The organism is Citrobacter sp. wls613, from assembly GCF_005281195.1.
Taxonomy (GTDB): domain Bacteria; phylum Pseudomonadota; class Gammaproteobacteria; order Enterobacterales; family Enterobacteriaceae; genus Citrobacter; species Citrobacter gillenii.
The window spans coordinates 86,608-110,154 of record NZ_SZXN01000080.1; the positions used below are offsets into that span (position 1 = coordinate 86,608).

Here is a 23,547-nt window from a genome sequence, read left to right on the forward strand (position 1 = left end):
AACCTGCACTGGGTGCGCGTGGTGAGAAACGTGTTCCGATGACCCGTCTGCGTAAACGCGTGGCCGAGCGTCTGCTGGAAGCGAAAAACTCCACCGCGATGCTGACGACCTTCAACGAAGTCAACATGAAGCCAATCATGGATCTGCGTAAGCAGTACGGTGATGCGTTTGAAAAACGTCACGGTATCCGTCTGGGCTTTATGTCGTTCTACGTGAAAGCCGTGGTTGAAGCGCTGAAACGCTTCCCGGAAGTCAACGCCTCTATCGATGGCGATGACGTGGTGTATCACAACTACTTTGATGTCAGCATGGCGGTCTCTACGCCGCGCGGCCTGGTGACTCCGGTTCTGCGTAATGTTGACCTGCTGGGTATGGCTGACATCGAGAAAAATATCAAAGAACTGGCAGTGAAAGGTCGCGACGGCAAGTTGACGGTCGAGGATCTGACGGGCGGGAACTTCACTATCACTAACGGTGGTGTGTTCGGTTCCTTGATGTCTACGCCGATCATCAACCCGCCGCAGAGCGCCATCCTGGGTATGCATGCCATCAAAGACAGGCCGATGGCGGTAGACGGCAAGGTTGAAATCCTGCCGATGATGTATCTGGCGCTGTCTTATGACCACCGCCTGATCGATGGTCGTGAGTCAGTGGGCTTCCTGGTGACCATTAAAGAGTTGCTGGAAGATCCAACGCGTCTGCTGTTAGACGTGTAACTATAAAGAGTATCACCTGCCCCGTAGGTCTGCGGTCTTATCAGGCCTACGGGTTATAAGATAACGATTACCTGAAGGATGGACAGAACACATGAACTTACATGAATATCAGGCAAAACAACTTTTTGCCCGCTATGGCTTACCGGCACCGGTGGGTTATGCCTGTACTACTCCGCGTGAAGCCGAAGAAGCTGCCTCTAAAATCGGCGCAGGTCCATGGGTAGTAAAATGTCAGGTTCACGCTGGTGGCCGCGGTAAAGCGGGCGGTGTGAAGGTCGTTAACAGCAAAGAAGACATTCGCGCTTTTGCTGAACACTGGCTGGGTAAACGTCTGGTCACTTACCAGACGGACGCCAATGGCCAACCGGTAAATCAGATTCTGGTTGAAGCTGCGACCGATATTGGTAAAGAACTTTACCTCGGCGCTGTGGTTGACCGTAGCTCCCGTCGCGTGGTCTTTATGGCCTCTACCGAAGGCGGCGTGGAAATCGAAAAAGTCGCGGAAGAAACCCCGCACCTGATCCACAAAGTCGCACTGGATCCGCTGGCGGGCCCAATGCCGTATCAGGGACGTGAGCTGGCATTCAAACTGGGTCTGGAAGGTAAACAGGTTCAGCAGTTCACCAAAATCTTTATGGGTCTGGCGACCATCTTCCTTGAGCGTGACCTGGCGCTGATCGAAATCAACCCGTTGGTTGTCACCAAGCAAGGCGACCTGATTTGCCTCGACGGCAAACTGGGTGCTGACGGCAACGCACTGTTCCGCCAGGCTGACCTGCGCGAAATGCGCGACCAGTCTCAGGAAGATCCGCGTGAAGCGCAGGCAGCACAGTGGGAGCTGAACTACGTTGCGCTGGATGGCAACATCGGTTGCATGGTTAACGGCGCGGGCCTGGCGATGGGCACCATGGACATCGTTAAGCTGCACGGCGGCGAACCGGCTAACTTCCTCGACGTTGGCGGCGGCGCGACCAAAGAGCGCGTGACCGAAGCGTTCAAAATCATCCTTTCTGACGACAATGTTAAAGCCGTTCTGGTTAACATCTTCGGCGGTATCGTACGTTGCGACCTGATCGCTGACGGTATCATCGGCGCGGTAGCGGAAGTGGGCGTTAACGTACCTGTTGTTGTCCGTCTGGAAGGCAACAATGCCGAACTCGGCGCGAAAAAATTGGCTGACAGCGGCCTGAATATTATTGCAGCGAAAAGTCTGACGGATGCAGCTCAGCAGGTTGTTGCCGCAGTGGAGGGGAAATAATGTCCGTTTTAATTAATAAAGATACCAAGGTAATCTGCCAGGGCTTCACCGGCAGCCAGGGGACATTCCACTCAGAACAAGCGATTGCTTACGGTACACAAATGGTCGGCGGCGTTACGCCGGGCAAAGGCGGCACCACCCATCTGGGTCTGCCGGTGTTCAACACCGTACGTGAAGCGGTAGAAGCGACCGGCGCGACTGCGTCAGTTATCTACGTACCGGCACCGTTCTGCAAAGACTCCATTCTGGAAGCTGTCAACGCGGGCATCAAACTGATCATCACCATCACCGAAGGTATTCCGACGCTGGATATGCTGACCGTGAAAGTGGCGCTGGATGAAGCAGGCGTGCGTATGATTGGCCCGAACTGCCCAGGCGTTATCACCCCGGGCGAATGCAAAATCGGTATCATGCCGGGTCACATTCACAAACCGGGCAAAGTGGGCATCGTTTCCCGTTCCGGTACGCTGACCTATGAAGCGGTTAAGCAGACCACTGACTACGGTTTCGGCCAGTCCACCTGTGTGGGCATCGGTGGGGATCCAATCCCTGGTTCTAACTTTATCGACATTCTGAAGCTGTTCCAGGAAGATCCGCAAACCGAAGCGATTGTCATGATCGGTGAGATCGGCGGCAGCGCGGAAGAGGAAGCCGCAGCCTACATTAAAGATCATGTGACCAAACCGGTTGTCGGCTACATCGCTGGCGTGACCGCGCCGAAAGGCAAACGTATGGGCCATGCGGGCGCGATTATCTCTGGTGGTAAAGGGACAGCGGATGAGAAGTTCGCTGCACTGGAAGCCGCTGGTGTGAAAACCGTACGCAGCCTGGCCGATATCGGCGAAGCGCTGAAGACCGTGATTAAGTAATAAGTAAAAAAACAGCCCTGACTATCAATATGGTCAAGGGCTGTTCCCGTTTCGACATGGTTGGCCATCTGATGATGGCCTTTTTTATTTTCTGCAATCCACTATCTTGAAATTTGATCACAATCATCTTCACAAATGAGATTATTTTTTGCGGTCAGCATCATTCTTTCTTTAGACTAAATTCTGCATATTACCGGCTTTAATATCAACATTGCCGGAGGATGGCGTGCCGCTGAAAATTAAGGATGACGACTTACAGTGTTTTTTCTCCATCGCCGATGTTTTTGCCAGAGCGACAGGATTAGCGACGGTAGTGATTGATGTTACAGGCAAGGTGATATCGGATTGCCATAATTTTAACGCATTCTGTACACTCATGCGTACCAATGAACAGTACCGAGCGAGTTGTCAAAAGTGTGATAAGTATTGCGCTTTTGAAGGGTTAAAACAGCTAAAACCAAGAATACTCTGCTGTTATGCAGGATTAAGCCTCTTCTCAATGCCACTCATTAATGAAGGGAATCTTTGCGGTTTTATTATCTGTGGCCAAGTACGAGCCAAATATCAGGAATATAAAACGATAGTTATAGATGAGCAATCACAATGGATGAACGACCCTGAAATAAAGGCTGCATGGGATCGCGTGATTGTTGTAGATAATAATATATTGACCGCGTCGGCAAACTTACTGAACTTTATTGTTAATAATTATGAACGAAAGAATACGGTAGATGAAATGGTTAATACCCCTAAAGTAAGCGCCCCGCAGATTTATTTTACTGAGCTTTCCCGGCATGAAAAGAAACTCATGGAAGCGCTACGTTATATTGATGAGAATTTATATAGTGAGCTATCTCTTGAATCCGTGGCAGCACATGTTTGTTTGAGCGCTAACTATTTTAGCCGCTTCTTTAAGAAACGTCAGGGAGTGAATTTTAAAACATGGGTGAATCAGAAGAAAATGCAAAAAGCGGGCGAATTATTGCATGATCCTGTGCATTCAATAGACAGCATTGCCCGGAAACTTCAGTACGCGCAAACCAGTTACTTTTGCCGTGTTTTCCGGGCGGCGCATCAAACGTCACCCCAGTCTTTTCGTCACGCGAGACTTTCGCAGTAGAAGCTTTCCGGTAGCGTGAGGGCTTCAGGAATAAAAGACAGTCTGTCGCTTAGGGTCACAACCTCACCGATAACGATCAGCGCGGGTGGCACGATGTTCGCTTCCTGCGCTTTGTTCAGTAATGACCCCAATGTACAAGTCAGTCGGCGCTGATTCTCCCGCGTAGCGGACATGATAATAGCGGCGGGGGTGTCGGCAGATTTTCCCCCCATGAGCAACTCTTCACAAATAAACGCCAGATTGGCGATCCCCATCACGATAACCAGCGTACCGTTGAGTTTGGCCAGCTGACGCCAGTCCTGCTGCTGATTTCCTTCACGCGTATGACCGGTGACCACGTGAAATCCTGAAGCATAATCGCGATGCGTGACTGGAATACCGGCGCAGGTCAGGCCGCCAATAGTGGAACTGATGCCGGGTACGACTTCAAAAGGTATGCCGATTTCCACGAGATCCTCAACTTCTTCAGCCCCCCGGCCAAACACGTAAGGATCGCCGCCTTTTAAGCGCACGATGTGGTGATGGGTTTCAGCATACTGGACCAGCAACGCGTTGATTTCATCCTGTGGCACACAATGAAAGCCCGGATTTTTGCCGACATTGATGAGCTGGCAATCAGGTGCCGCCCATTCCAAAATTTTAGGATTGACCAGCCTGTCGTAAATAATGACATCGGCCTGCTTAATGCACATCATTGCTTTGAGGGTGAGTAACGATATATCACCGGGACCGGCGCCAACGAGCCAGACCTTTCCGAAAGTTTTCACATTGTGTCCTTTATCACGTCTAACATTAGAATGGCAGAAACTACATCAAGGAATGATTAAAAGCAGTCGTTTGCCGGGTGGTTATAACACTAAATTATCCTAAAATATCGCAGCAATAATATTGATTAAACTCGCATAGTTTTTTCTGCAATAAACAAGATCATTTGAAAAATTATTAAGAACTTATAAGCACTATTTGTCCATGTTTAACCTTATTTAAATTGTGTTTATTGCCCGGCTTGCGTATTATTGGTTAATATTTATCCGCCTCAGTGTGAGTAAATCATGGATTGGATCAATGACATCAATGGACAAAATAAAATATAACTTTCGATGCTTGTCTGGGTGTAATGAAATTTATTTTATAAATTAAACTTATTTTGTACGCTGCATATGGAAGAGGTTATGAGAGGAAAAATACCGAAGACGGAGTTGCTGGTAACTTTTGAAGTGGTTGCGCGTCACGAAAGTTATACCCGGGCAGCAGAAGAGCTTGCGTTGACACAAAGTGCTGTTTTTCGCCAGGTGAATGCGCTGGAGGACTTTCTAAATACAGCGCTATTTAATCATGCCAAAAAGCGAATTTTCTTAAATGCGGCAGGGAAGCATTATTTAACTATCGTCAAGGAAACGCTTAACAAACTGGAACGTGACACCACCACCATAATGACCTGGCAACCGACCGTGCAGGTTATTGAGTTGGCGGTTAATCCTACGTTTAGTACGCACTGGCTGATTCCTAACTTACGTGAGTTCAATAAACTTAACCCTGATATTATCGTTAATATTCACTCTTTGGCGAATATCGGCGATTTTCTCAATCGTGAATACGACGCGGCAATCATGCGGGAAGATTTTTACTCGCCATGGTCTGGGGTGGAGTACCTTTTCGAAGAGGAAATTTTACCTGTATGCAGCAGATGTTTGCTGAACGAAGCCGATCGCAAGCTGGCGGTAACCGATCTGCTGAATGAGTTTCCTCTGTTGCACCAAAGTACGCGTATCAAAGGCTGGCAGGAATGGTTTGCGTTGTCTGATGTCAGCAGTCCGTTAGTCAATAAAGGTCCGCGCTTTGATTTGCTCTCGATGCTGATCGCGGCGGTACGCTCGAATTTGGGCGTCGCGTTGTTACCCCGATTTGCTATTCAGCACGATCTGGACTGCGGTGATATGGTGATTCCCTGCGATGTCCCGATGCGTACCGGCAACCGGTTCATTATGACGTGGCGTGAAGAGAAGGCGGAATCTCCGCATTTACAGACTTTCCGTAACTGGTTACTCGGTAAATCTGTGGTGTCAGTGACGTGATGACAACGCCGGCCTACAATATTGTAGGCCAGCGTGTTTTTCCTACCAGTCAATCCCAACTTGTGCCTGAATACCGCTATCAAACGCGTGCTTGACCGGACGCATCTCACTGACCGTATCGGCAAGTTCCAGTAAAAGCGTGTGGCATCCGCGGCCCGTGACAATTACGCTCTGTTCGGCTGGACGATTCTCGATGGCAGCGATCACTTCCTGAGTATCCAGATAGTGATACGCCAACATATACGTCAGTTCATCCAGTACGACCAGATCGTAGTGCGCATCGGCGAGCATGCGCTTACTTTCCTGCCAGACCACCGTTGCTGCCGCAATGTCCGCTTCCTTGTTCTGGGTTTCCCAGGTGAAGCCGGTGCCCATAATATGGAATTCAACGCCGAGCGGTTGTAACGTGTTGTATTCGCCATTATCCCACTGGCCTTTAATAAACTGCGCGACGCCAACGGTTTTTCCATGGCCGACCGCGCGCGTCGCGGTACCAAAGGCGGCAGTGGATTTTCCTTTACCGTTGCCGGTGAAGACAATCAAAATCCCTTTCTTTTCCGTTGCCGCCGCCACGCGGGTATCAACCTGATCTTTCAGTTTCTGCTGACGCTGGCGGTGCCTGTCGTCATTGGCTCGCACTTCCATTGTTGCTCCTTAATGTCCTGCAGGGCAGGTTGTGCAGCGATGCTGCTGCTCAAACTGACTAAAGAAGTTGTTGCCTTTGTCATCCACTAATACAAAGGCGGGCATATTTTTCACTTCCATCATCCACACCGCTTCCATACCCAGTTCAGGATATTCAAGACAATGCAGGCTCTTCACATACTGCTGGGCCAGCAGGGCCGCTGCGCCGCCGATGCTGCCAAGGTTAAATCCACCATGCTTCTGACAAGCATCGGTCACCTGCTTGCTGCGATTGCCTTTTGACAACATGATCAAACTGCCGCCTGCTGCCTGGAAAGCATCGACATAACCGTCCATGCGCCCGCCGGTAGTGGGGCCCATTGAACCGCAGGCCAGATTGTTAGGCGTTTTGGCGGGACCGGCGTAATACACAATGTGATTTTTCATGTATTCCGGCATCGGTTCGCCGTTATCCAGACGTTCTTTGATCTTGGCATGGGCGATATCGCGGGCAACGACAATTGGGCCGCTGAGTGACAGTCGGGTGCCAATCGGCAGTGCGGACAGATCCTGCATGATCTCGCGCAGCGGACGATCCAGATTCAGTTGTACGGTCTGACCGCTGTTTTCTACGCGCTGAGAATCGGGAATAAATTTTCCCGGATTATGTTCAAGTTTCTCCAGCCAGATACCGTGCTTATTAATTTTGGCTTTAATATTGCGGTCTGCAGAGCAGGAGAGGGCCATAGCGATAGGGCAGGAGCCACCGTGGCGTGGCAGGCGAATGACGCGAATGTCGTGCGCGAAGTATTTACCGCCAAACTGTGCGCCAATACCAAACTCGCGGCTGGCATTGAGCAACGCCGTCTCCAGTGCGGTATCGCGGAACGCCTGACCCAGTTCGTTGCCGCTGGTTGGCAGGTTATCGTAATATTTTGTTGAAGCCAGCTTCGCCACTTTCAGCGATTGATCGGCAGAGAGCCCGCCCACGACGAACGCAATGTGATACGGCGGACAGGCAGCGGTGCCCAGTGATTTCATTTTCTCGATCAGGAAGGCGGTGAGTTTTTCTGGCTGCAGAATGGACTTGGTTTCTTGATACAGCGCCGCTTTGTTGGCCGAGCCGCCGCCTTTATTGACGAACAGGAAGCGGTATTCGTTACCCGGAGTTGCACTGATGTCGATTTGCGCAGGCAGGTTCGTTTGGGTGTTGACCTCGGTGTACATATCCAACGGGGCATTTTGCGAATAGCGCAGGTTATTTTCCGTGAAGGTGGTATACACGCCTTTGCTTAATGCTTCCGCGTCATCGCCGCCGGTCCAGACCTGCTGTCCTTTGCTGGCAACAATCGTTGCGGTGCCGGTATCCTGGCAGTTGGGCAGTACGCCTTTGGCGGAAACTTCCGCATTGCGCAGCAGTTGGAGTGCGACATATTTATCGTTACTGCTGGCCTGCGGGTCGTGCAAAATGCTGGCTACCTGCTTCAAATGTCCGGCGCGCAGGAAAAAGGACGCTTCATAAAATGCCTGCTGTGCCATCAAGGTTAACGCCTCAGGCGCCACCTTGATCACTTCCTCTCCGTCTAACTCAGTTACCGTAACGTATTGGTTAGTGAGTAATTCATATTCTGTATTATCTTTACTCTGAACAAAGAGTTCCTGCCAGACAAATGGTTTAGACATTTTTACTTCTCACCTTTAGGTTTTTAGGTAACGTCGGTTCCGGCCAACAAAAAAGTAAACTTTGCTGGCCGGAGAAGTTTTAGCGAGGAGGCCGGATACGCGTTAGCGCTATCCGGCACGGGCTTATTTCGCTAAAAAGATGTTGGCTTTTGTCGCTTCGGCGACATATTCGATAGTTTTCTGGGCACGAACGCTGTTACCGGCTTCATCCAGCGGCGGAGAATAAACAGCTATCGCATATTCACCCGGGACGACAGCAACCATTCCGCCGCCAACGCCGCTTTTCGCCGGCAGGCCGACGGTATACAGCCACTTGCCACTGCCGTCGTACAACCCGGCAATCGCCATTTCAGCCAATACTTGCGGCACATATTTTTCGTTCAACAGCTGCTTGCCGTTAAACGGAGACTTTCCTTTGTTGGCGAGGACAGCACCCATTTTGGCCAGTTGCTCAACGGTGATATCGACTGAGCATTGACGGGTATAAATTTCAACGGCTTCGTCGGTGTTGCCATAGAAGCTGTTGTAGGATTCCATCAGCTTCGCCAGCGCCTGGTTGTGCTGGTTGGTATCCATTTCAGATTTGAACACCGGTTCGTTCACGGTCAGTTTGGCATCTGCCCAGACGTTCAGGTTATCGAGGATTTTGTTCCAGCGATCGGTTTTGTCTTTGGCTTCAATCAGGCTAACGGTGCTCATTGCGCCGGCGTTAACCAGCGGGTTTTCCGGTGCGCCTTTGGTCAGTTCAACGGCTAAGCCTGAGTTGAATGGCATGCCGGTGGCATTGGCGCCGAGTTTATCCAGAACCACCTGTGGGCCATGCTGCTCCATAGCCAATGCCATGGTGAAAACTTTGCTCAGGGATTCCATCGGGAAGGGTTTGTTGACATCGCCAACCTGGTAGATTTTGCCGTCAACGGTGGCAATGGTGATGGCAAAATTTTTCGGGCTATAGGTCGCCAGAGCAGGGATATAGTCGGCGACTTTTCCGTCATTGTTACTTTTAAATTTCTGGTGTGCCTGTTCGATCAATTTGGCGTAATCCGGCGTGGTTTGCGCGAACGTGGTTGCGCTAAACAAGACGCTGAAAGAAAAGAGACTTACGCCGAGAAGTGTTTTATTCATTGTGTTTTCCTGGTGGTGTTGTGAAAAAAGATCCGTAGACCGGAAAAACCTTATCGACCTGGTAAGACGCTTCGCGTCGCCATCAGGTGTGGCTCTCTTGTCGGATAGCGGCGTAAACGCCTTACCCGGTCTACAGATCGCAGTTATCAAATGATTAAGACAAAGCAACTTCCGTTTCAGTAACCGGACGATCCTGTTCCGGGGTTTTCACTGGTGCAGTTCCGCGACAACCCTGGCCGTAGTGTTCACCTTCCCAACGACCCACGATGGCAGCACCCATGGCATTACTCATTACGTTAGTGGCAGAACGACCCATATCGAGGAACGGATCGACGCCCATCAGCAGGATCAGACCGGCTTCCGGAATGTTGAATTGGTTCAGCGTAGCGGCGATAACTACCATGGACGCACGCGGTACACCCGCCATCCCTTTAGAGGTCAGCATCAGGATCAACAGCATGGTGATTTGCTCACCCATGCTCAGTTCGATGTTGCACGCCTGGGCAATAAAGACGGTGGCAAAGGAGCAGTAGGCCATGGAGCCGACCAGGTTAAACGAGTAACCGATAGGCAGTACGAAGCTGGCAATTTTGGAAGAGACGCCAAACTTCTCCAGTTTATCCAGCGTGCCTGGGAAGGCCGCTTCAGAACTGGAGGTGGTAAAGGCCAGCAGAGCCGGTTCGAGAATGGATTTGGTCAGACGGCTGATGCAAGGACCAATCAGCAGCGTTGACAGACCAATCAGGATGGCCCACAGCATACCCAGCGTCAGGTAGAACTCACCCATGAAGATCCCGGCGCTCACCATCACACCCAGACCACGTTCGGCAATCAGACCGGAAATCGCAGCAAAAACGGTCAGCGGTGCGAACAGCATGACGTAGCCAGTCAGCTTCAGCATCACGTGTACCAGCGAGTCCAGTACCTTCACGATAGGATCGGCTTTTTCGCCAATGGCGGCCAGGCTGCAACCGAGGAAAATTGAGAACACCACGATCTGCAGGATTTCGTTACGTGCCATCGCGTCAACGATACTGGTCGGTACCGCGTGCGAGATAAATACTTTCAGCGTGAACGGCTCTGACTTAACGGCTGCGACAGCACCGACGTCATGCGGAACAAAGTTGATGCCCGCACCTGGCTGGAAGATGTTAACGATAACCAGACCCAGCGCAATTGACACCAGAGAGGCGCAAATAAACAGGAAAAAGGTTTTAGAAAATATACGTCCCAGCGTTTTGGCATCGCCCATTTTGGCAATACCAACAACCAGTGTGGAGATAACCAATGGCGCGATAATCATTTTCACCATACGTAAGAATATAGTGGTGAAAATAGAAATATCCGCTGCATAAGATTTTGCTGTTTCAGCCGCGGCCATATTATTTATGGCCACCCCGGCAATCATGCCGAGTATCAGGCCTAATATGATCATCTTCGTTAAACTAATTTTCTTCATGTGTACTCCATCGGATAAAGGCTGGTAATGAAAATTGTGTAGGGTGGCGGGCACCTGAGCTGGAACAGTAGCTCAGGCGCACGCCTGTTGTGACCAACCGCATGAATACTTCGAAGCACTGTGATACTGCTGAATTCTGTGCTCCAATGGTTGTTATTTTGTTTTTTATTACAAATCGAACTCAATACTTAATAATGGAGCATGTTGCTGCGCGCCATAAACATCATTGTCACCGACGTTGCCGGAAATAATATCGCGAGGCATGACGATCTTTACCGCATTTGCCGGGTCAAACCAGACAATGTTATGAATAAAGTCAGGCTCGACATTATATAATCCAGCAATCAGTTGCGGTGTTAATTGCTCGGACGCTTTTACTCGTTGATAGTCTTCCTTGGTTTTAAATAAAATATCTAAAACCAGTTCGTACGGTCCGGCATTTTTGGAACGGATGACCTGCGCCAGTGAACAAATTGAGTGTTTCATGCCTGAACTCCTTCTGGCGTGACCTGTTCAATGTGGAAATCAAAACGCAGTGCATCGCTTGCTTCAATCAGGTGATAGATTGAGAACTCATACACCGGACCACTCTGAATATCAGATGGCGAGAACGGGAAAGCGAGGTTGCCCGCAGTCGCAATGCGATTTTCATAGCCGTAGTGCAGCAGGGTAGAGCGCACCAGCGAGCAGACGCTGTTGGCGATATCCTGCGTCGGTGCGACCACGTCCAGTAAAATCCCCAGTTCGTGACCGGCGGTTTTAATCGGCTCATGATTGCCCATCACACCGTTCTTCCCGTACAGGTGGAACGTCATGCGGATACTGTCATCATTCAGTGAAAGGTTACGTGCTACGCTTGCCTGTACCTCTTCAAGAATGGTGTCAATTCCGGCAATCATAATCGGGTCGCGTGTCCCGGCGATGGTCAGGCAGCGGAAGCCAACCTGACGTGCACCTTCCAGTTTCAGCGCATACGGCGTCTCTTCATGACGTGAGCCGCTGACATACACTTCGCCGTCGTTTACCTGCGTGAAGGTACACGCCTTCAGGTTCAGCACGCCGCCCGGTCCCGGCAGGAAGTACGGATCGGACTTCTCATACAGAGTGTGCGCTGCGGCGGACGTTTCAGTGAACTTACGCTTTGGATTGAACGCTTTCAGCGTAAAGCCGTTGTCGTCAATGATCCCCATCGCACAATCTGAGCCGGAGCCCGGGGTGGCGGCAATAGCAGCACACTCAAGGATCTTACCGCAGTGAAGCGCCAGACCTTCATCAAAGCCCTGCATAATCGGCAGTGCGGCGAAGCAGGCCGGATCGTAGGCTCGTCCGCCCAGTACCACCTGCGCACCGGCTTCCAGCGCACGCTGGAAAGGCTCGACGCCCATCTGTGCGACGATGTAGGTGCTCTCTTCAATCGCCTCGTGAGTCAGTTCAGGGACAAAATCCAGGGCGGTGATTTTGCCGTTATCCAGCGCCTGATGAACGACCTCTTTGTCGACATCAGACGGGATCAGCGCCATAGAGAAGGACAGTTTTTCTTCCTGCGCAATCTCATGGATAATCTGGCGACACCACTCCAGATGCGGAGCAGCACCTGAACCACCGGCTGTGCCGATGACCACCGGGATGTTGTTCTTAACGCCTGCTACGATCATATAGCGCAGATCGCGTTTTACGCCGGCCCTGTCGGTAAACGGTTTACCTGCCCCGAGGTAGTGGGGGCCAGGATCGGAGGAACCCGCGTCAACAGCAATAAGATCCGGTGACTCTTCCATGGCTTTACGAAAACTTTCTTCCGGGAAGCCATAACCCAGGATAGCCGTAGGCGATAAGATCTTAAATGTGCGTGCCATCTCTTAATCCTTAGTCTGCAACAGCGCGATGGTGCGGTTCATTTCGTTAAACACGATGTTGAGACCTTCATCGAAACCCATACCCGGTTTGATCAGCATGCGCATTGGACGCGCGGCCAGCGCGACGTGTACGCAGGTACGTGCACTGATCTCGGTTTCGTTACAGGTGCCGCCCTGATAGGCTTCCATTCCGTGTTTGTTGCAATACAGCACTGCATCAACGATGTTGTGAACACCACCCAGATCCGGGGTCTTGATTTGCACCATGTGGCAACTGCCCGCATCGGTGAAGTCGACGATATCCTGATAGGTGTTACACCATTCATCGGCCACGATTTTCACGCCGGAGCCCAGACGAGCCAGCTCGTTGGTGATCTCAGTCAGCATGCGGATCTGATCCGGTTTGTTACCGGCATCAACCGGACCTTCGATGTACAGCGGCAGGCCCTGTGCTTCAACTTCCAGGCTGGCGATGTATTCGGCGCAACGAACCGGATCCATATCGAAAATCAGACCGATGGTGCCGTACACATCAATGTGCAGCGTAGGCTGATACGCTTCGTTGGTGCGCAGGGTTAAGATGCGGTTGGATAACCAGCGCACATACTCACGCAGTTTTTCACCTTTAAAGCCCAGCTTCTGCTCGACGTTGTTGATCAGCGCGTGCGGCAGAACGTCCACACCTTTGAGGATCATTTTGTCTACGGCGATATAACGGTCGTCGCCGCTCTGGCCGAATAAAGGTATCGCTTCCGGAACACATGGCAACTGCCATTCGTCACAAACGACTTCTGCTTTCAGACTACCGGTCGCCAGCGCAGCGGCATCCAGCAGCGCCTGAGACAGGCCGTAGCGAACGGCGGTATGCAGCAGACGACCGTCAATGCTCAGTTCGTCGAAGAAACGGGCGTTTGGCAGGAACGCATCGACATCGCGACCTTCCAGCAGCGGTTTGATGTGATCGTTGAGGAACGGAATGAAGTTCTCTGCCAGGAACAGCGGGTCACGACCGCCCGCACCGGAATACTGTACGGCTGCACAATCACCGACCGCTACCGCGCCGTTTTCCAGAATCAGCTGAACCGAAACGCATTCACCCGCCTGGCGAACAGAAGTAAATCCAGGCGTTACCGGCGTGCCGGTATAGATGAACCCATCGTGACCTGCGCCGTCTTTAATGGCCTGCTGGTCGTCAAAATAAAATGAGGAGTAGCCAGCTGTGAAAAGGGCCTGTTTAATTTTCATTATGGTCTTCCTATTAATTTACTGTGGGATACGGCGTTGATGTCATCAATGACCATCTGGAAAGAAGGCTTGCGGCCTTCAAAGTGGGCGCGCTCTGCGACGTAGTCGTGGTGCAGGGCGAGAATATCTTTCGGCAACGGTACGGAGCCGGCTTCAAGAATACGGATTGCGCCTGAGTTATCGCGAACCGGCAGGATTTTGCCAGCATTACAGGCTGCAGGTGCGAAAGGCACATCCAGTACGCCTGCTTCAAAGGCCAGCACGGTACCGCGTGCAATGTCGCCATTACCCAGTTCGAAGACTTTCTTCAGCACTGCGTGGACTTCGCTCTTAATCAGTTCTACTTCCTGCTCCACGGCTGCGCACTGCGGGAATTTCTGGTCGCTAACCATGTTCAGCATCTGACGTGACGCTTTGAGGCCTTGGGCGTTTGCTGCCGCAGTCGGGATACCAAATGCTTCATGGGGGCTCTTGGTGATCACTTTCGTTGCGCCAGACATGCCAGCCACTGCCGCACCCCAGGCGATGACGGAGAAAGCTTTCGCTTCATCTTCCGGGAATCCGCCCATCCACTGGTGGAATACGGTGCTCAGCTCATAGTCGTCGAAGCCGTAGTTATGGAAGTATTCGTGTGACAGTTCACGCAGCGCTTGAATCGCAGCAATGTCCTGCGTCAGGCTACCGACCTGGCCGTAGCCCACGGTAATGGACTTCACGCCTTGCTCCAGCGCCAGCAGACCTTCGATGATCGCGACGGAGTGAGACATGAATGGCGGGATCAGGGTGCCGGTCAGCGGACCAAAGGGTTCACGGTTAATGCGAATCCCGTTTTCTTCGTACAGTCCCATCAGACGGTCGCAGTACTGCCAGTCACGGATGGATTTTTCCAGGGTGACGCGCTTGGCGTAAGGGATGTTGTAAGAGATACCGCCACCTTCGTAGCTGGTAAAACCACTGGCCATGGCAATTTCTGCCAGCAAGCGCGCATCTGGCGTACCGTGGCGAACCTGGATAGGTTTCTCCAGGGATTCCGTCATCCGGCGGCAGGCAGCAACCCCGTGGTTGACGACCGGTAAACCATTCAGCTTGGACGTACCCGCTTCGATAGATTTCTGGATCCCGACGGCGGCTTCTTCATAACGGTTCAGACGGGTATAAGCATCGATGGTGCTGGGCAGCAGGTCGCACTCTTGCTGCAATGTTTTGAGCAGCGCAATGTGCTCATCCATTAATGCAACGCCTGCACGCGGCTGGCTCAGGGTTTTACCTTCCTGATCGGCCTTCAACAGCGCGAGGGAGAAGCGCTTCTGGTCTGGAATTGTTTGTTGGTACTTCACGCCATCTTCGAAGTTCTCAACGTCTTTGCCGGTTTCCCAGGTTTGTAACACCTGCAGCCTTTCGGTCATAAATTCGTCATGGGTCAGTTTTTTATTTCGAAGTTCCATTCGTAGCTGCCTTAAGTTTTATAGGGTTAAACACTGAATGCTGGTGCGAGCAGCGGCTTGCGGGTACAGCCTGGCGACGTTTGCCAGTAGAGGGAGCAGGCCATGTGAATCGCGGTAATACTCAAACTGATTCGGTAACAGAATTCTTTTACCCTGGTCGTCCAACTCCCGATATTTGAGCCAGTTATGAATATCAAACTGGCTGGCGCGCGAGAGCCATCCCCCTGAACCGACAACTTTGCGTACGGTGGTGAGATCGCGACCCATCTGTAAATCCACGTTACCTACGCAGGTGCAAACCTGCTTTTTAGTGCCCGCGTGGCGCTCAGTGGCATAGCCCACGCACAAACCTGCCAGCAGGGTGTCGAAATATTTCTCTTCCTCGCTGAGTGGCAGGTAATCCGGTTGCCCAACCAGATGGCGCAGATAGCGGTAAAACGCCTCTTCGCGCTGTGGCTGTTGGGCAAAGATAACTTTCACCATTTCCTGCGTGCTTTCTCCGACGACAACGGCGGAAACTCGCATCCCCAGATCGCCTTCAACAGTACGTTTGACGAAGGGTTCTGGGACGCCGTGCAGAACGGTGTCAGGGGAGAGGGTATTCGCGCTGGCTGAATAGACATCCGTGGTGGCGCCGCCCATGTCGATCAGCATGAATTCCTTCCATGCGCTGTCGTAGTCGCTAATCGCTTTTACCAGTTCATACACCGTCCACGGCGTGGGCATCGGCTCTTCGCCGGTTTCACCGACAATAACGTCCAGTCCTTTGCCTTTGACGATACGGGACAAAAACACATCGCAAATGGCCTGACGAGCAGCAAACGGATTAGGGTGGTCGAGATCGGGCAGGATGTTATCTACCGTAGTCAGATCTTTATGTCCCAGGAGAGTTTGCACATCGTCCTGAATGTCGCGGTTACCAGCGTAGATAATGGCGCAATCAAGCTTTGACTCGGCCAGTGCACGCGCATTAGCCAGACCGTAGCTTTCTTCACCGCCATCCGTGCCGCCGGTAAACAACAGGATGTCTGGTGGTGATGATTCCAGCTCCTGAATGTCATGGCGGTTAAGTTTGTACGAATAATATTGCGCGATTTTTGCGCCAGCCGAATGGGCGGTTACTTTGGCCGATTCCAGCGTAATGGAAGGCACCAGCCCCATTGCTGCAACGGCGAGTCCACCTTTGGCTGACGAGGAGTATTTCAACTGCACTTCACCGCTTTTCAGTAACGGGCGAGCATCGGCAACATTTAGCACCTGATTCAGGCTGGCAAAAAAACCGTCTGCCAGATGATGTGTGGTGGTTGGGGTCAGGACATGGTTTACCAGCGTTAATTCTTCACCTTCATGTGCGAAGAGGGCTGCCTTGGTCCATGTCGAGCCGATATCGACAGAAACTGTTTGCATCAGATAGCCTCTTCCAGGCAACGCTGCTCGAGGCCATTGTGTTGGTGAATGTCATTGGTGATAAGCGCACAAACATCTTCCAGGTCGTGGCTTGGTGCAAAGACGCGGTTAAAGCCCATTTCTTTAAACTTCACTTCGACGTCTGCAAAGTCATGTTTACCCACAACCAGGTTGCCGCCGACATAGAGCAGAATATCGCCGAGGCCACGTTCGATGCAGCGCTCACGCAAGCCGAGGCAGTCGATATCACCGTGGCCATAGATAGATGACACCACGATGGCATCCGCGCCTGTTTCAATCGCGGCATCAATATATTCATCCTGACTCACCATCACCCCGAGGTTGATTACGTGAAAATCGTGGGAGGTAAAAACGCGATCCAGAACTTTATTGCCTACTGCATGGCAGTCAGCACCGATAACGCCAATAACAAGTGTAGATTTCTTCATGGGGAATCCTCTGTAGGGCTGATGGTCAATAAGTAAAAATTATTTTTTAATATTTAGAACATGGATTGTGACAACCTCTTAATAGAGTCGGAGTTTCTGTGGAAGCTGAAAAGGAAGCAATTGATCTATTTTCAAAATATCCTGATTAAAATGATTGTTATAATTGCATTTAGCTAAATCTGTGATGATTCAATGAGTTGTGTTGTTGTTTTTGTCGCATTGTCATTTTGTTAGTAATTTCACTAATAAATGACTTGCCATCTTTGTGATCAAAATCTTATTTTGTTATGCGAGGTTTTAATGTGTGATTTTTAATAATATAAAAAGGTAGGTTCACTAAATAACTTGTGAACGACATAACGTTTTTTTATTTATATATCTTATATGGCAGAAATATTTTTTGTTAAATTTAAGATAAAAATGATAATAGATTGTTCGGAACATATTTAATCTTTGCCGCATAAGCATAGAGAAGGAATGACCTATAACTTATAATGATGATTCGGGCGATGATGTTTGGGTTTCGGCGCGCGGCGGTGATCCCGCTTCGTAGAGTCACTGAATGCAGCCGCATTTCACTTCTGATTGAGATAGTTACATCTCGGTGTTAATTATAAGTGAAAATAAAATGAATTATTTGTATAAAATAACAATGTTATGGCTTGCTAAAAAAAAACTGTGAGCTACCCAGCAAGAGTGACTCTTTATCTACCTCCTGACCGTTGCCATCTTGATGGCTTAAAAGATCGTGTGGATTTTAATTAATAATCTATCATTTATGGTAACTATGATTACTTATTGTAAAACAAGAAATTAACATGAAATTCACTAGTCATGTTATCGGTAAACATCATTAACATTAAATCTGTAAATTGATTTAAATCAATGTTTAAAACTTGGTAAACCTCATCAAATGAGGTTAAATTGCTGCAGATCAAATTGGTCTGAAAGTGGTAAATTAGCTATAAATTGATCACTATCGAAAAATGCAAATTTGTCTCGATAAAAACCTGTTTATTGTAAGGATTTTACGGCGTAATATAATTGCGGGATCAATTTGAGTGTTTTATTAACATGTTTGTAACTTTTCATCATTGTCCTTTCTTCAAATGAGAAGAAAGAGCGACGGTGGAAGGACGCAAATAAATTTGTATTGGGGCATGCGTGTGACCCTTTCTAACGGGGTTCACTCTCGGAGTCTTCATGCGATGAGCAAGGAGTCATGATGTTAGATATAGTCGAACTGTCGCGCTTACAGTTTGCCTTGACCGCGATGTACCACTTCCTTTTTGTGCCACTAACGCTGGGTATGGCGTTTTTGTTGGCCATCATGGAAACGGTCTACGTCCTTTCCGGCAAACAGATTTATAAAGATATGACCAAGTTCTGGGGCAAGTTGTTTGGTATCAACTTCGCTCTGGGTGTGGCTACCGGTCTGACCATGGAGTTCCAGTTCGGGACTAACTGGTCTTACTATTCCCACTATGTCGGGGATATTTTCGGTGCGCCGCTGGCGATCGAAGGTTTGATGGCCTTCTTCCTCGAATCCACCTTTGTAGGTCTGTTCTTCTTTGGCTGGGACCGTCTGAGTAAAGTCCAGCATATGTGCGTCACCTGGTTGGTGGCATTGGGTTCTAACCTGTCTGCGCTGTGGATCCTCGTGGCGAACGGCTGGATGCAAAACCCAATTGCAGCGGATTTCAACTTCGAAACCATGCGCATGGAGATGCTGAGCTTCTCTGAACTGGTGCTTAACCCGGTTGCACAGGTGAAATTTGTTCACACTGTAGCGTCTGGTTATGTCTGCGGCGCGATGTTCGTTCTGGGTATCAGCTCTTACTATATGCTGCGCGGTCGTGACTTCGCATTTGCTAAGCGTTCTTTTGCCATCGCTGCCAGCTTCGGTATGGCTGCCATTCTGTCTGTTATCGTTCTGGGTGATGAGTCCGGTTACGAAATGGGCGACGTGCAGAAAACCAAACTTGCCGCGATTGAAGCAGAGTGGGAAACCCAGCCTGCACCGGCATCCTTTACGCTGTTCGGTATTCCGGACCAGGATGCGCAGGAAAACCATTTTGCGATTCAAATCCCTTACGCGCTGGGCATCATTGCCACCCGCTCTGTTGATACGCCGGTCATTGGTCTGAAAGACCTGATGGTGCAGCACGAAGAGCGTATCCGTAACGGGATGAAAGCGTATCAGCTGCTGGAAGAACTGCGTGCGGGTTCCACCGATCAGGCCGTTCGTGACCAGTTCAACAGCATGAAGAAAGACCTGGGATATGGTCTGCTGCTGAAACGCTATACCGACAAAGTGACCGACGCGACCGAAGCACAAATTCAGCAGGCAACGAAAGATTCTATTCCTCGTGTCGCTCCGCTGTACTTTGCGTTCCGTATCATGGTGGCGTGCGGCATTCTGATGCTGGCTATCATCGCGGTTTCCTTCTGGACAGTGATTCGTAACCGTATCGGTGAGAAAAAATGGCTGCTGCGCACGGCGCTGTATGCGCTTCCGCTGCCATGGATTGCGATTGAGTCCGGTTGGTTTGTTGCAGAGTACGGGCGTCAGCCGTGGGCGATAGGTGAAGTGCTACCGACAGCCGTGGCGAACTCGTCACTGACTGCGGGCGACCTGATCTTCTCGATGCTGTTGATTTGCGGCCTGTATACCCTGTTCCTGGTGGCTGAACTGTACCTGATGTTCAAGTTCGCACGCCTTGGCCCGAGCAGCCTGAAAACCGGTCGTTATCACTACGAGCAGTCCACTGTGACTTCTCAGCCGGCACGCTAAGACAGGAGTCGTCAAATGATCGATTATGAAGTATTGCGTTTTATCTGGTGGCTGCTGGTTGGCATTCTGCTGATTGGTTTTGCAGTCACTGATGGTTTCGACATGGGGGTGGGCATGCTCACCCGTTTCCTCGGTCGTAATGATACCGAGCGTCGAATTATGATTAACTCCATCGCCCCACACTGGGACGGTAACCAGGTTTGGCTCATCACCGCGGGCGGCGCATTATTTGCTGCCTGGCCGATGGTGTATGCCGCTGCGTTCTCCGGCTTCTATGTGGCGATGATTCTGGTACTGGCGTCCTTGTTCTTCCGTCCGGTCGGTTTTGATTACCGCTCTAAGATTGAAGACATGCGCTGGCGCAACATGTGGGACTGGGGCATCTTCATTGGTAGCTTCGTACCGCCGCTGGTCATTGGTGTGGCGTTCGGTAACCTGCTGCAAGGGGTTCCGTTCCATATGGATGAGTACATGCGTTTGTACTACACCGGTAACTTCTTCCAGTTACTGAATCCGTTTGGTCTGCTGGCCGGTGTAGTAAGCGTGGGCATGATCATCACTCAGGGCGCGACCTATCTGCAGATGCGTACTGTAGGTGAACTGCACCTGCGTGCACGTGCTACTTCACAGGTTGCCGCGCTGGTTACTCTGGTGTGCTTCGCGCTGGCCGGTGTCTGGGTGATGTACGGTATTGACGGTTATGTTGTGACCTCTGCACTGGATCACCACGCTGCCTCTAACCCGATGACCAAAGAAGTCGCGCGAGTTGCGGGCGCATGGATGGTGAACTTTAACAATGCACCTATCCTGTGGCTGGTTCCGGCTCTGGGTGTAGCCCTGCCGCTGCTGACCATCCTGACGTCTCGTATGGAGAAAGGGGCCTGGGCGTTCGTCTTCTCTTCACTGACGTTGGCCTGCATCATCCTGACTGCGGGTATCGCAATGTTCCCATTTGTGATGCCATCCAGCACCATGATGAATGCCAGCCTGACCATGTGGGATGCTACCTCCAGCCAGAGAACATTGAACCTGATGACCTGGGTTGCGGCGGTGTTTGTACCGATCATTCTGCTCTACACCAGCTGGTGTTACTGGAAAATGTTCGGTCGTATCACCAAAGAAGATATTGAAAACAACACCCACACTCTGTACTAAGTAAGGAGCTTAAAATGTGGTATTTCGCATGGATTTTGGGAACGCTTCTTGCCTGTGCATTTGGGATAATCACAGCGCTGGCGCTTGAGCATGTCGAAGCAGGCAAAGCAGGGCCAGAAGAAAGCTAATGACCAACGTTATCGCGATGTTATATAACGCGATGGATAAGCGCCCCTTGCGGGCGCTTTCTTTAGTCATGGCGTTAGTGTTGGCAGGATGTATTTTTTGGGATCCCTCACGCTTCGCAGCAAAAACCAGCGAGCTTGAAATCTGGCATGGCCTTCTGCTGATGTGGGCGGTCTGCGCTGGCATTATCCATGGCGTCGGGTTTCGTCCTCGCGCGGTGCACTGGCAGGGTATCTTCTGCCCGCTGATAGCCGACATCGTGCTGGTGGTTGGTCTGATTTTCTTCTTCTTTTGAATAAGAAACATCCTTAAATATTTATGGGCTTGCATAAGCCCATAATTTTTTACTCTCCGTTTACTTTCCCCCATTCCAAAGCATCATTCCCGCGCGTATAGTAGCACCGGTTAAAAGCTCTAACTTTTGTTGCATTACCGGGATGTAAAGTGAATACAACGCGATATACAAACGACATTCTTGAAGCATCGCGGCGGCAAGAACGCGAGTCACCTGGCGCTTACAAAAGTAAGTAACCGGTGTGAGTGGGCGAAGCCAACAAAGAGGCAGTAAGAATGAATAAGTATATTTTTCGATGGCCGGTTCGTGTCTATTATGAAGACACCGACGCCGGTGGGGTGGTTTACCACGCCAGTTACGTCGCTTTTTATGAACGAGCACGCACAGAGATGCTGCGTCATCATCACTTTAGTCAGCAAGTGCTGCTGGCCGAACGTGTAGCCTTTGTGGTGCGCAAGATGACCCTGGAATATTTTGCGCCAGCCAGGCTCGACGACATGCTCGAAGTCCAAACCGAAATTACGTCAATGCGTGGCACCTCATTGGTTTTCACGCAACGCATTGTCAACGCAGAGAACACCGTGCTGAATGAAGCCGAAGTTCTGATTGTTTGCGTTGATCCACTCAAGATGAAGCCTCGTGCGCTTCCCAAGTCTATTGTCGCGGAGTTTAAGCAGTGACTGACATGAATATCCTTGATTTGTTCCTGAAGGCAAGCCTTCTGGTTAAACTTATCATGTTGATTTTGATTGGTTTCTCAATCGCATCCTGGGCCATTATTATCCAGCGGACCCGTATACTGAATGCGGCTTCACGTGAAGCAGAAGCGTTTGAAGACAAGTTTTGGTCCGGCATCGAATTATCGCGCCTGTATCAGGAAAGTCAGGGGCGTCGTGATAACCTGACGGGTTCTGAACAAATTTTCTACAGCGGATTCAAAGAATTTGCGCGATTGCATCGGGCTAATAGCCATGCACCGGAAGCGGTGGTTGAGGGGGCATCCCGTGCGATGCGTATCTCCATGAACCGTGAGCTGGAAACACTGGAAACGCATATTCCGTTCCTCGGCACCGTCGGTTCCATCAGTCCGTATATCGGTCTGTTCGGTACCGTTTGGGGGATCATGCATGCGTTTATCGCCCTCGGAGCGGTAAAACAGGCAACCCTGCAAATGGTTGCTCCGGGTATCGCAGAAGCACTGATTGCCACCGCAATCGGTCTGTTTGCGGCAATCCCGGCGGTAATGGCGTACAACCGACTGAATCAGCGTGTGAATAAGCTGGAACTGAATTACGACAACTTCATGGAAGAGTTCACCGCGATTCTGCACCGCCAGGCGTTTACCGTTAGCGAGAGCAACAAGGGGTAAACCATGGCCAGAACGCGTGGACGAGGTCGTCGCGAACTTAAGTCCGAAATCAATATTGTACCGCTGCTCGATGTACTGCTGGTGCTGCTGCTGATCTTTATGGCAACGGCGCCGATCATTACCCAGAGCGTGGAAGTCGATCTGCCGGATGCGACCGAATCGCAGGCCGTCAGCAGTAACGACGAACCACCGGTCATTATTGAAGTTTCCGGTGTTGGACAGTACAGCGTGGTGGTTGAGAAAGACAGAATGGATCAACTGCCGCCGGAGCAGGTTATCGCGGAAGCGAAAAGCCGCCTGCAGACCAATCCGAAAACGGTCTTCTTAATCGGTGGTGCGAAAGACGTGCCTTATGATGAAATAATTAAAGCGCTGAATCTGTTACACAGCGCAGGCGTGAAATCGGTTGGCTTGATGACGCAGCCAATCTGATGTCTGCGTATTCCTGGCTTGAAAGATAGCGCGTAACAGGCGAACAGT

Annotated in this window: 23 protein-coding genes; 12 read left to right on the forward strand and 11 right to left on the reverse strand. The window is 50.7% G+C overall.

The window, feature by feature from the left end:
* The 4 genes from sucB to FDX01_RS19355 form a co-directional block, all read left to right on the forward strand.
* A partial coding sequence (sucB, locus tag FDX01_RS24030) for a dihydrolipoyllysine-residue succinyltransferase (RefSeq protein ID WP_249361027.1) occupies positions 1–716 on the forward strand: 716 nt, incomplete at its 5' end.
* A gap of 91 nt (positions 717–807) precedes the next feature.
* The gene (sucC, locus tag FDX01_RS19345; RefSeq protein WP_096757838.1) at positions 808–1,974 is read left to right on the forward strand and encodes an ADP-forming succinate--CoA ligase subunit beta; all 1,167 of its coding nucleotides are present in this window, start codon (positions 808–810) and stop codon (positions 1,972–1,974) included.
* Entirely contained in the window at positions 1,974–2,843 is an 870-nt protein-coding gene (gene sucD / locus FDX01_RS19350) for a succinate--CoA ligase subunit alpha (RefSeq protein ID WP_115259045.1), read from the forward strand. The genes sucC and sucD overlap by 1 nt, the downstream gene beginning before the upstream one ends.
* Positions 2,844–3,069: 226 nt before the next feature.
* Entirely contained in the window at positions 3,070–3,963 is an 894-nt protein-coding gene (locus FDX01_RS19355) for a PocR ligand-binding domain-containing protein (protein ID WP_137400308.1), read from the forward strand.
* Here FDX01_RS19355 and cobA read toward each other — a convergent pair.
* The gene (gene cobA, locus FDX01_RS19360) at positions 3,942–4,730 is read right to left on the reverse strand and encodes a uroporphyrinogen-III C-methyltransferase (protein WP_137400309.1); all 789 of its coding nucleotides are present in this window, start codon (positions 4,728–4,730) and stop codon (positions 3,942–3,944) included. The genes FDX01_RS19355 and cobA overlap by 22 nt on opposite strands.
* 405 nt (positions 4,731–5,135) lie before the next feature.
* Here cobA and FDX01_RS19365 point away from each other — a divergent pair, with 405 nt between their 5' ends.
* Complete coding sequence (locus FDX01_RS19365; RefSeq protein ID WP_117342257.1) at positions 5,136–6,038, forward strand: LysR substrate-binding domain-containing protein; 903 nt, start codon at positions 5,136–5,138, stop codon at positions 6,036–6,038.
* Between the two features lie 42 nt (positions 6,039–6,080).
* On the opposite strand, the gene cobO is transcribed toward FDX01_RS19365, so the two are convergent.
* The 10 genes from cobO to glmS form a co-directional block, all read right to left on the reverse strand.
* Positions 6,081–6,683 carry a cob(I)yrinic acid a,c-diamide adenosyltransferase gene (gene cobO / locus FDX01_RS19370; protein ID WP_137362413.1) on the reverse strand — a complete coding sequence of 201 codons (603 nt, stop codon included), beginning with the start codon at positions 6,681–6,683 and terminating at the stop codon, positions 6,081–6,083.
* 9 nt (positions 6,684–6,692) lie between these two features.
* Positions 6,693–8,345, reverse strand: a complete 1,653-nt coding sequence (locus FDX01_RS19375; protein WP_137400310.1) for a class I fumarate hydratase — start codon at positions 8,343–8,345, stop codon at positions 6,693–6,695.
* Positions 8,346–8,468: 123 nt separating this feature from the next.
* A complete protein-coding gene (gene glsA, locus FDX01_RS19380) occupies positions 8,469–9,470 on the reverse strand; it encodes a glutaminase A (protein ID WP_137400311.1) in 1,002 nt (333 codons plus the stop codon).
* Between the two features lie 154 nt (positions 9,471–9,624).
* Positions 9,625–10,929 carry a dicarboxylate/amino acid:cation symporter gene (locus FDX01_RS19385; RefSeq protein WP_137362410.1) on the reverse strand — a complete coding sequence of 435 codons (1,305 nt, stop codon included), beginning with the start codon at positions 10,927–10,929 and terminating at the stop codon, positions 9,625–9,627.
* Positions 10,930–11,097: 168 nt separating this feature from the next.
* Positions 11,098–11,415: a DUF4387 domain-containing protein gene (locus FDX01_RS19390; protein ID WP_115259037.1), complete on the reverse strand. Its 318-nt coding sequence runs from the start codon at positions 11,413–11,415 to the stop codon at positions 11,098–11,100.
* Positions 11,412–12,782, reverse strand: a complete 1,371-nt coding sequence (locus FDX01_RS19395) for an acyclic terpene utilization AtuA family protein (RefSeq protein WP_096757828.1) — start codon at positions 12,780–12,782, stop codon at positions 11,412–11,414. The genes FDX01_RS19390 and FDX01_RS19395 overlap by 4 nt, the downstream gene beginning before the upstream one ends.
* A gap of 3 nt (positions 12,783–12,785) precedes the next feature.
* The gene (locus tag FDX01_RS19400) at positions 12,786–14,027 is read right to left on the reverse strand and encodes a methylaspartate ammonia-lyase (RefSeq protein WP_137400312.1); all 1,242 of its coding nucleotides are present in this window, start codon (positions 14,025–14,027) and stop codon (positions 12,786–12,788) included.
* Entirely contained in the window at positions 14,027–15,472 is a 1,446-nt protein-coding gene (locus FDX01_RS19405) for a methylaspartate mutase subunit E (protein ID WP_096757826.1), read from the reverse strand. Before FDX01_RS19405 ends, FDX01_RS19400 begins: the two co-directional genes overlap by 1 nt.
* Before the next feature lie 18 nt (positions 15,473–15,490).
* Positions 15,491–16,879 (reverse strand): methylaspartate mutase accessory protein GlmL, encoded by a 1,389-nt coding sequence (gene glmL / locus FDX01_RS19410; protein WP_115259035.1) that lies wholly within the window; start codon positions 16,877–16,879, stop codon positions 15,491–15,493.
* Entirely contained in the window at positions 16,879–17,328 is a 450-nt protein-coding gene (glmS, locus tag FDX01_RS19415) for a methylaspartate mutase subunit S (protein ID WP_096757824.1), read from the reverse strand. Before glmS ends, glmL begins: the two co-directional genes overlap by 1 nt.
* Positions 17,329–18,553: 1,225 nt before the next feature.
* On the opposite strand from glmS, the gene cydA reads away from it, so the two are divergent.
* From cydA to tolR, 7 genes are all read left to right on the forward strand, one after another.
* Positions 18,554–20,122 (forward strand): cytochrome ubiquinol oxidase subunit I, encoded by a 1,569-nt coding sequence (gene cydA / locus FDX01_RS19420; RefSeq protein WP_096757823.1) that lies wholly within the window; start codon positions 18,554–18,556, stop codon positions 20,120–20,122.
* Between the two features lie 15 nt (positions 20,123–20,137).
* A complete protein-coding gene (gene cydB, locus FDX01_RS19425; protein ID WP_137400313.1) occupies positions 20,138–21,277 on the forward strand; it encodes a cytochrome d ubiquinol oxidase subunit II in 1,140 nt (379 codons plus the stop codon).
* A gap of 14 nt (positions 21,278–21,291) precedes the next feature.
* Positions 21,292–21,405, forward strand: a complete 114-nt coding sequence (gene cydX, locus FDX01_RS19430) for a cytochrome bd-I oxidase subunit CydX (protein WP_096757821.1) — start codon at positions 21,292–21,294, stop codon at positions 21,403–21,405.
* Positions 21,405–21,698 carry a cyd operon protein YbgE gene (ybgE, locus tag FDX01_RS19435; protein WP_096757820.1) on the forward strand — a complete coding sequence of 98 codons (294 nt, stop codon included), beginning with the start codon at positions 21,405–21,407 and terminating at the stop codon, positions 21,696–21,698. Before cydX ends, ybgE begins: the two co-directional genes overlap by 1 nt.
* Before the next feature lie 275 nt (positions 21,699–21,973).
* Positions 21,974–22,378 carry a tol-pal system-associated acyl-CoA thioesterase gene (gene ybgC, locus FDX01_RS19440; protein ID WP_045441116.1) on the forward strand — a complete coding sequence of 135 codons (405 nt, stop codon included), beginning with the start codon at positions 21,974–21,976 and terminating at the stop codon, positions 22,376–22,378.
* Complete coding sequence (gene tolQ, locus FDX01_RS19445; RefSeq protein WP_096757819.1) at positions 22,375–23,067, forward strand: Tol-Pal system protein TolQ; 693 nt, start codon at positions 22,375–22,377, stop codon at positions 23,065–23,067. The genes ybgC and tolQ overlap by 4 nt, the downstream gene beginning before the upstream one ends.
* A 3-nt stretch (positions 23,068–23,070) precedes the next feature.
* Positions 23,071–23,499, forward strand: a complete 429-nt coding sequence (gene tolR / locus FDX01_RS19450) for a colicin uptake protein TolR (RefSeq protein WP_005125437.1) — start codon at positions 23,071–23,073, stop codon at positions 23,497–23,499.
* The last annotated feature ends 48 nt before the right edge of the window (positions 23,500–23,547 follow it).

Coding starts and splice junctions, on each gene's coding strand:
- sucC (WP_096757838.1), top strand. CDS start 808: ATGAACTTACATGAATATCAGGCAAAACAACTTTTTGCCCGCTATGGC.
- sucD (WP_115259045.1), top strand. CDS start 1,974: ATGTCCGTTTTAATTAATAAAGATACCAAGGTAATCTGCCAGGGCTTC.
- FDX01_RS19365 (WP_117342257.1), top strand. CDS start 5,136: ATGAGAGGAAAAATACCGAAGACGGAGTTGCTGGTAACTTTTGAAGTG.
- cobO (WP_137362413.1), bottom strand. CDS start 6,683: ATGGAAGTGCGAGCCAATGACGACAGGCACCGCCAGCGTCAGCAGAAA.
- FDX01_RS19375 (WP_137400310.1), bottom strand. CDS start 8,345: ATGTCTAAACCATTTGTCTGGCAGGAACTCTTTGTTCAGAGTAAAGAT.
- glsA (WP_137400311.1), bottom strand. CDS start 9,470: ATGAATAAAACACTTCTCGGCGTAAGTCTCTTTTCTTTCAGCGTCTTG.
- FDX01_RS19385 (WP_137362410.1), bottom strand. CDS start 10,929: ATGAAGAAAATTAGTTTAACGAAGATGATCATATTAGGCCTGATACTC.
- FDX01_RS19390 (WP_115259037.1), bottom strand. CDS start 11,415: ATGAAACACTCAATTTGTTCACTGGCGCAGGTCATCCGTTCCAAAAAT.
- FDX01_RS19395 (WP_096757828.1), bottom strand. CDS start 12,782: ATGGCACGCACATTTAAGATCTTATCGCCTACGGCTATCCTGGGTTAT.
- FDX01_RS19400 (WP_137400312.1), bottom strand. CDS start 14,027: ATGAAAATTAAACAGGCCCTTTTCACAGCTGGCTACTCCTCATTTTAT.
- FDX01_RS19405 (WP_096757826.1), bottom strand. CDS start 15,472: ATGGAACTTCGAAATAAAAAACTGACCCATGACGAATTTATGACCGAA.
- glmL (WP_115259035.1), bottom strand. CDS start 16,879: ATGCAAACAGTTTCTGTCGATATCGGCTCGACATGGACCAAGGCAGCC.
- glmS (WP_096757824.1), bottom strand. CDS start 17,328: ATGAAGAAATCTACACTTGTTATTGGCGTTATCGGTGCTGACTGCCAT.
- cydA (WP_096757823.1), top strand. CDS start 18,554: ATGTTAGATATAGTCGAACTGTCGCGCTTACAGTTTGCCTTGACCGCG.
- cydB (WP_137400313.1), top strand. CDS start 20,138: ATGATCGATTATGAAGTATTGCGTTTTATCTGGTGGCTGCTGGTTGGC.
- cydX (WP_096757821.1), top strand. CDS start 21,292: ATGTGGTATTTCGCATGGATTTTGGGAACGCTTCTTGCCTGTGCATTT.
- ybgE (WP_096757820.1), top strand. CDS start 21,405: ATGACCAACGTTATCGCGATGTTATATAACGCGATGGATAAGCGCCCC.
- ybgC (WP_045441116.1), top strand. CDS start 21,974: ATGAATAAGTATATTTTTCGATGGCCGGTTCGTGTCTATTATGAAGAC.
- tolR (WP_005125437.1), top strand. CDS start 23,071: ATGGCCAGAACGCGTGGACGAGGTCGTCGCGAACTTAAGTCCGAAATC.